The organism is Rhodopseudomonas sp. BR0C11 (assembly GCF_010820945.1).
Lineage (GTDB): Bacteria > Pseudomonadota > Alphaproteobacteria > Rhizobiales > Xanthobacteraceae > Rhodopseudomonas > Rhodopseudomonas palustris_H.
Genome location: NZ_QTKI01000739.1, coordinates 1 through 1,086, shown reverse-complemented (window position 1 = coordinate 1,086; position 1,086 = coordinate 1). Strand labels below are relative to the sequence as shown.

The window sequence follows — 1,086 nt, the reverse complement described above, 5'->3', positions numbered from 1 at the left end:
TCCTGTGACCGCAGCGCTTGCGACCGCGGACCAGAATCTCGCCGAGATGGCCAACCGCCTCGAAGCCGCACTGCGCCGTCCGCCGAATGCGCCGGCCGAGCCGGCTCCTCCGGTCGCGCCGGAGCCGCCAGCCCGGCCCAATCCGCCGACCCCACGCGCTTCCGAGCCTACCCCCGAAGAGCCGGCCGCAGCAGAGGCGTCCCCGGCCGCCGGCAAGACCGGGTTTGAGAGCCTCGAAGACGAAATGGCCGCGCTGCTCGGCCGCCCGAAGTCCCCTACGTGAGCGCCTCGGCCGGCCCGCGTAGAGTTTTCATCAGTTCATCGGTTCTGATCATCGCGGTTCTCGCGATGATCGTGCCTGCGCAGGCCCAAGACATCAGCATCAATCTCGGCGGCAATAGCCCCGGCGTCACCGAGCGCGCGATCCAACTGATCGCGCTGCTGACGGTGCTGTCGATCGCACCGTCGATCCTGGTGATGATGACGTCGTTCACCCGTATCGTCGTGGTGCTGTCGCTGCTGCGCACGGCGCTGGGCACGGCCACAGCGCCGCCGAATGCGGTGATCATTGCGCTGGCGCTGTTCCTGACCGCCTTCGTGATGGGACCGACGCTGCAGAAATCCTATGACGAAGGCATCAAGCCGCTGATCGCCAACGAGATCGGCGTCGACGACGCGATGGTGCGGGCGTCCGGGCCGCTGCGGATCTTCATGCAGAAGAACGTCCGCGAGAAAGATCTCAAGCTGTTCCTTGATCTGTCAGGCGAGCCGCCACCGGCAACGCCGGAAGATCTGTCACTCCGCATCCTGATGCCAGCGTTCCTGATCTCGGAGCTGAAACGCGCCTTCGAAATCGGCTTCCTGCTGTTCCTGCCCTTCCTGATCATCGACCTCGTCGTCGCATCGATCCTGATGTCGATGGGCATGATGATGCTGCCACCGGTCGTGGTGTCGCTGCCGTTCAAGCTGATCTTCTTCGTTCTGGTGGACGGCTGGTCGCTGGTCGCCGGCAGTCTGGTGCAGAGCTACACCGGCGGCGGATAGTCTCGCCGAGATCGACGCTGCGGATTTGGCTCTCTTCTCCAC

The 1,086-nt window shown here is 64.8% G+C and carries 1 protein-coding gene and 1 pseudogene; both read left to right on the top strand.

Annotated features, from left to right (window positions below):
- Positions 1–283: pseudogene (locus tag DYI24_RS27025) on the top strand (flagellar biosynthetic protein FliO); the annotation flags it as partial.
- Positions 280–1,044: a flagellar type III secretion system pore protein FliP gene (fliP, locus tag DYI24_RS27020; protein ID WP_164574507.1), complete on the top strand. Its 765-nt coding sequence runs from the start codon at positions 280–282 to the stop codon at positions 1,042–1,044. The pseudogene DYI24_RS27025 and the gene fliP, both read left to right, overlap by 4 nt.
- Positions 1,045–1,086 lie beyond the last annotated feature (42 nt).